The 5,444-nt window shown below is 71.4% G+C and carries 4 protein-coding genes; all 4 read right to left on the reverse strand.

All coding sequences use genetic code 11. The features are described 5' to 3' along the window. Positions 1-58: 58 nt before the first annotated feature. The gene (gene yjfF / locus HGA02_RS09215) at positions 59-1,087 is read right to left on the reverse strand and encodes a galactofuranose ABC transporter, permease protein YjfF (protein WP_168678758.1); all 1,029 of its coding nucleotides are present in this window, start codon (positions 1,085-1,087) and stop codon (positions 59-61) included. Then, positions 1,087-2,124, reverse strand: coding sequence for an ABC transporter permease (locus HGA02_RS09220; protein WP_168678759.1), 1,038 nt, complete (start codon positions 2,122-2,124; stop codon positions 1,087-1,089). Before HGA02_RS09220 ends, yjfF begins: the two co-directional genes overlap by 1 nt. Further along, positions 2,121-3,755 (reverse strand): sugar ABC transporter ATP-binding protein, encoded by a 1,635-nt coding sequence (locus tag HGA02_RS09225; RefSeq protein WP_168678760.1) that lies wholly within the window; start codon positions 3,753-3,755, stop codon positions 2,121-2,123. The genes HGA02_RS09220 and HGA02_RS09225 overlap by 4 nt, the downstream gene beginning before the upstream one ends. A gap of 103 nt (positions 3,756-3,858) precedes the next feature. Continuing rightward, positions 3,859-4,866: an ABC transporter substrate-binding protein gene (locus HGA02_RS09230; RefSeq protein WP_168678761.1), complete on the reverse strand. Its 1,008-nt coding sequence runs from the start codon at positions 4,864-4,866 to the stop codon at positions 3,859-3,861. Positions 4,867-5,444: the final 578 nt, after the last annotated feature.

A 5,444-nucleotide genomic window follows, 5' to 3' on the forward strand; every position in this document is an offset into this window, starting at 1 on the left:
GGCACGGCGCGGCCCGGTCCGCGGCGGTGCGCCTCGCCACGGACCGGGCCGGGTCCCGTCAGGTGCGCCGCAGCGCGAGCAGCCGCTGGAGGACGACGAACACGAGCAGCAGCCCGCCGATGACGATCTTCGTCCACCACGACGAGAGCGTGCCCTCGAACGTGATGGCCGTCTGGATGAGCCCGAGCACGAGCACACCCAGCACCGACCCGAGCACGAAGCCGGACCCGCCCGTGAGCAGCGTGCCGCCGATGACGACCGCCGCGATCGCGTCGAGCTCCATGCCGACGCCCGTGAGCGCGTAGCCGGACCGGGAGAAGATCGCGAACAGCAGGCCGCCGAGCCCGGCGCACGTGCCGCTGATGACGTACACGAGCACCTTGGTCCGCGCGACGGGCAGACCCATGAGCCGCGCCGACTGCTCCCCGCCGCCGACCGCGTACACCGTGCGGCCGAACCGCGTGTAGTGCAGCAGCACGAACGCGACCGCCACGACGACCAGGGCGATGAGCCCCGACGGCGTGAGGACGAAGCCGTCCTCCGGCCCCCAGCGCGTGCGGGCCAGCGCGACGATCGTCGGGTCCGCGATCGGGATGGACTCCGGCGCGACGAGGTAGCACAGGCCGCGCGCGAGGAACATCGCGGCCAGCGTCGCGATGAAGGGTTGGATCTCGAACACGTGCACCATCACGCCGACGACGAGCCCGATGAGCGTGCCCGTGAGGATCGCCGCCGGGATCGCCACCGTGGCGGGCCACCCGTGCGTGAGCATCCACGCGGAGACGATGCTCGACAGCGCGACGACCGCGCCGACCGACAGGTCGATGCCGCCCGTGAGGATCACGAACGTCATGCCGACCGCGAGGACCACGAGGAACGAGTTGTTGATGAGCAGGTTCGCCATGACCCGCCCGGTGAGGAAGTTGTCGTAGCGCGAGCCGGCCACGACGAGCATGACGACGAGCACGACGACGGTCCCGAGGACGGGCAGGTAGCGGTCGTCGAGGCGCCAGCGCCGCGTCGGCGCGGCCGCGTCGGCGGCCGGGGTGCGGCCGCGCAGGCGGCGGGTGAGCTGGTCGGTGGACATCAGGCCGGCACCTCCACCGGGACGGGGGCCGTACGACGTCGTCGGGCACGCATCCTGTGCTGCACGACCGGGGACTGCAGCAGGCAGACCGCGATGACGACGAGGGCCTTGAACAGCGACACCGCGTTGGCAGGGATGCCGAGGATGGTGATCGACAGGGTGAGCGTCGTGATGACGAGCGTCCCGACGAGCGTGCCCGTGAGCGAGAACTTGCCGCCCGCGAGCGAGGTGCCGCCGATGACCACCGCGAGGATCGCGTCGAGCTCGATGAAGAGCCCGATGTTGTTCGCGTCGGCGGCCATGGTGTCGGCGGAGCGGATGAACCCCGCGAGGCACGCGAACAGCGCGCACACGACGTAGACGGTCCAGATGATCGTGCGGGCGCGGACGCCCGCGAGGCGGCTCGCCGACGGGTTGATGCCGACCGACTCGATGAGCACGCCGAGCGCCGTGCGGCGCGTGACCAGCGCCGTCGCCGCGAAGACGACGCCCGCGATGATCGCCGCGACCGGCAGCGACAGCCAGTACCCCGACGCGAGCGTCTTGTACGGCTGGCTCGTGACGGTCGTGATGTTGCCGCCCGTGATGAGCATCGCGATGCCGCGCCCGGCGGTCATGAGCACGAGCGTCGCGATGATCGGCTGGATGCCCACCACGGCCACCAGGAACCCGTTGAACAGGCCGATGAGCAGCGCGATCACCAGCGCCGTGCCGATCGCGGCGGCGACCGTCGCGAGGGACCCGGGGTCGGGCGACGCGGCGATCTGGGTGAGCGCGACGGCTCCCGCGATCGCCATGACCGCACCCACCGACAGGTCGATCCCGCGCGTCGCGATGACGAGCGTCATGCCGAGGGCCACGAGCAGCAGGACGCTGCTGCGCCGCAGGATGTCGACGGGCCCGCCGAACAGGTGCCCGTCGCGGACGGTGATGTCGAGGAACGTCGGCGACTTGAGCGTGCTCGCGACGACCAGCACGACGAGCGCGACGATCGGCCAGAACAGGCGGTGCCGCACGACGGACTGCACGACGTTCATGCCCGGTCCTCCTTCCCGAAGAGCTGGACGTCCTGGACCTCGTCGGGCGGCGGCGGGCCGGACGGGTCGTCCGTCGTCCCCGCGCTGGCGATGAGGTCGACGACGTCGTCCGTCGTCACGTCGTCGGTGTTGACGAGCTCGGCGACCTTGCGGCGGTCCCGCAGCACGGCGATCCGGTGCGAGAGGCGCAGGACCTCCTCGAGCTCGGCGGAGATGAAGACGACCGCCATGCCCTGCGACGCGAGGTCGGCGACGAGCCGCTGGATCTCGGCCTTCGCGCCGACGTCGATGCCGCGCGTCGGCTCGTCGAGCAGCAGGAGCTTCGGCTGCGTCGCGAGCCACCGGGCCAGCAGCACCTTCTGCTGGTTGCCGCCGGACAGGTTGCCCGCGAGCGCGTCCGGGTTGGCGGGCCGGATGCCGAGCGCCTCGACGTACCGGTCGACGACCTCGTCGGCCTTCTTCTTCGGCACGCGCCGCACCCAGCCGCGCTGGGCCTGGATGCCGAGGACGATGTTCTCCCGCACCGTGAGGTCCGCGATGATCCCCTCGGTCTTGCGGCTCTCCGACGAGTACACGATCTTGCGGGCGAGCGCGGCGCGCGGGGTGCGCAGGCGCGCGGGGCGGTCCTCGACGCGCAGCTCGCCGCGGTCGGCGTGGTCCGCGCCGTAGAGCAGGCGCGCGAGCTCCGTGCGGCCGGACCCGAGCAGGCCCGCGAGGCCGACGACCTCGCCCGCGTACACGTCGAGGTCGAACGGCTCGATCGAGCCCTTGCGCCCCAGGCCGATCGCCTGCAGGTACGGGCGGGTGTCCTCGCGCGCGGCGACCACGGGCTTCGGTGCCTCCTCGAGGCGTTCCAGCACCTCGAGCGACCGGCCGATCATCTTCTGCACGAGCTCGACCCGGGGCAGGTCGGCCGTGCGGTACTCCCCGACGAGCGTGCCGTTGCGCAGGACCGTCATGCGGTCGGACAGCGCGTACACCTGCTCGAGGAAGTGGGAGACGAACAGGATCGCGACGCCGCGGTCACGCAGCGCGCGCACGACGTCGAACAGCCGCGCGACCTCGTCGGCGTCGAGGCTCGACGTCGGCTCGTCGAGGATCAGCACGCGCGCGTCGACCACCATCGCACGGGAGATCGCGACGAGCTGCTGCACCGCGAGGCTGTGCGACGACAGCTGCGAGCGCGGGTCGATGTCGAGGTTGAGCGTCGCGAGGTGCGTGCGGGCCTCCCGCCGGGTCGCGGGCCAGTCGACGACGCCGAACCGGCGGACCTCGTGGCCGAGCATGATGTTCTCCGCGACCGAGAGGTTGTCGCAGAGGTTGACCTCCTGGTACACGGTGCTGATGCCCGCGGCCTGGGCCTGCGCGGGACCCGTGAACGCGACCGGCTCGCCGCCGACCTCCACGGTGCCCGCGTCGACCTGGTAGACGCCGGTCAGCGCCTTGATGAGCGTGGACTTGCCGGCGCCGTTCTCGCCCATGAGGGCGTGCACCTCGCCGGGGAACAGCCGGAAGTCCACGCCGTCGAGCGCCTTGACGCCCGGGAAGCCGATGGAGATCCCCGTCATCGTGACGACGGGGCGCGGCTCGTCGAGCGTCGCGGTGCTCGTCGCCGTCTGGGTGTCGGTCATCGTCGACCTCTCTACCTGCCGGTGCGTCCAACGTACCGGCGAGCGGCACCCGCCCCCGGGGCACGGGCAGAGCCGTGTCCCGGGAGCGGGCGGTGGACGTCGGTCAGTACTGCCGGGTCGGCAGCGCCTCCTGGGCCGCGGCCTGGTCGAACTCCTCGTCCTTGGTCACGATGCGCTTCTCGACCGTGCCGCCCGAGTCGAGCGTCTTGATGATCTCGGCCAGGTCGGGGCCGAGCAGCGGGTTGCACTCGACGATGTAGGTGATCTTGCCGTCGGCGAGCGCCTGCATGCCGTCCTTGACGCCGTCGATCGTCACGACCTTGATGTCCTGGCCCGGGACCTTGCCCGCGGCCTCGATCGCCTCGATCGCCCCGAGGCCCATGTCGTCGTTGTGCGCGTAGACGACGTCGATGTCGGGGTACGCCTGGAGGAAGCCCTCCATGACCGTCTTGCCCTCGGCGCGCGTGAAGTTGCCCGTCTGCGAGGCGATGATCTCGACGTTCGGGTTGTCCGCCGTGGCCTCCTCGAACCCGGTCTTGCGGTCGATCGCGGGCGCCGAGCCCGTCGTGCCCTGGAGCTCGACGACCTTGATCGGCTCGGTCGCGAGGGTGTCGGAGACGTACTTGCCGATCCGGCGGCCCTCCTCGACGAAGTCCGACCCGATGAACGTCACGTAGAGCGACTCGTCCTCGGTGTCGACCGCGCGGTCCGTGAGGATCACGGGGATGTTCGCCGTCTTGGCCTCCTCGAGCACGGCGTCCCAGCCGGACTCGACCACGGGCGAGAACGCGATGTAGTCGACGCCCTGGGCGATGTAGGAGCGGATCGCCTGGATCTGGTTCTCCTGCTTCTGCTGGGCGTCGGAGAACTTGAGGTCGAAGCCCTCCTCCTTCGTCAGCGAGTCCTTGATGGACGTCGTGTTGGCGGTGCGCCACCCGGACTCGGCACCGACCTGGGCGAAGCCGACGGAGATGAGGTCGCCCCCACCGTCGCCGCCCGCGGTCTCGTCGCCGCCGCTGTCGCCGTCGCCGCCGGCACAGGCCGACAGGCCGAGCACCAGGGCCGCGAGCCCGGCCGTGATCGCGCGCTTGTGGAACGTCGTGCTGGCCATGCTTCTCCTCCTCGAGAAACCCACCTCACCCCCGGTCCGGCCGACGCTGGCCGGACCGCGGTCGTGCACGCCCGGCACTGCCGGGCGGGGCGGTGTGCACCTTCGGTGCGAACCGGACCCCTCGGTCAAGCGCGATGTTAGCGTTCACATCGGGCATGTGGGGCACCCCTTTTGTTGCGATCCGGTCACGCCGCGAGACCGCCGCTGCGCGCGAGCCGCGCGGGGGCACGGCGACCCAGGTCCGGGTGGCGCGCGACCCGCGGTCCGGCACTCGCGGTCGGGTCACCGGCCGCTCCGGGCGCTGATCAGCACGACGCGGGCGTGGCACCGTGCACGTGTTGCTTTCTTGCTTCCTTCACGTAAGTTCTTGCGCATGTTGATGGACTCTTGTCCGGTGTTCTGTCCGGTCTCTACGGTGTGTCCACCCGGCCCGCGTCCTGCGGTGCCGTCCCGGCTGCGCAAGGAGGCGCTCCCGTGCGGACCCCGCTCACCCCCACCCCCGCGCGCGGACGACGACGGCCGCCCCGCGCGGCCACCGTCGCCGTCGTCGCCCTGACCCTCGCCGGCGTGCTCGCCCC

The sequence above is a fragment of the Cellulomonas septica genome (assembly GCF_012396155.1).
GTDB lineage: Bacteria > Actinomycetota > Actinomycetes > Actinomycetales > Cellulomonadaceae > Cellulomonas > Cellulomonas septica.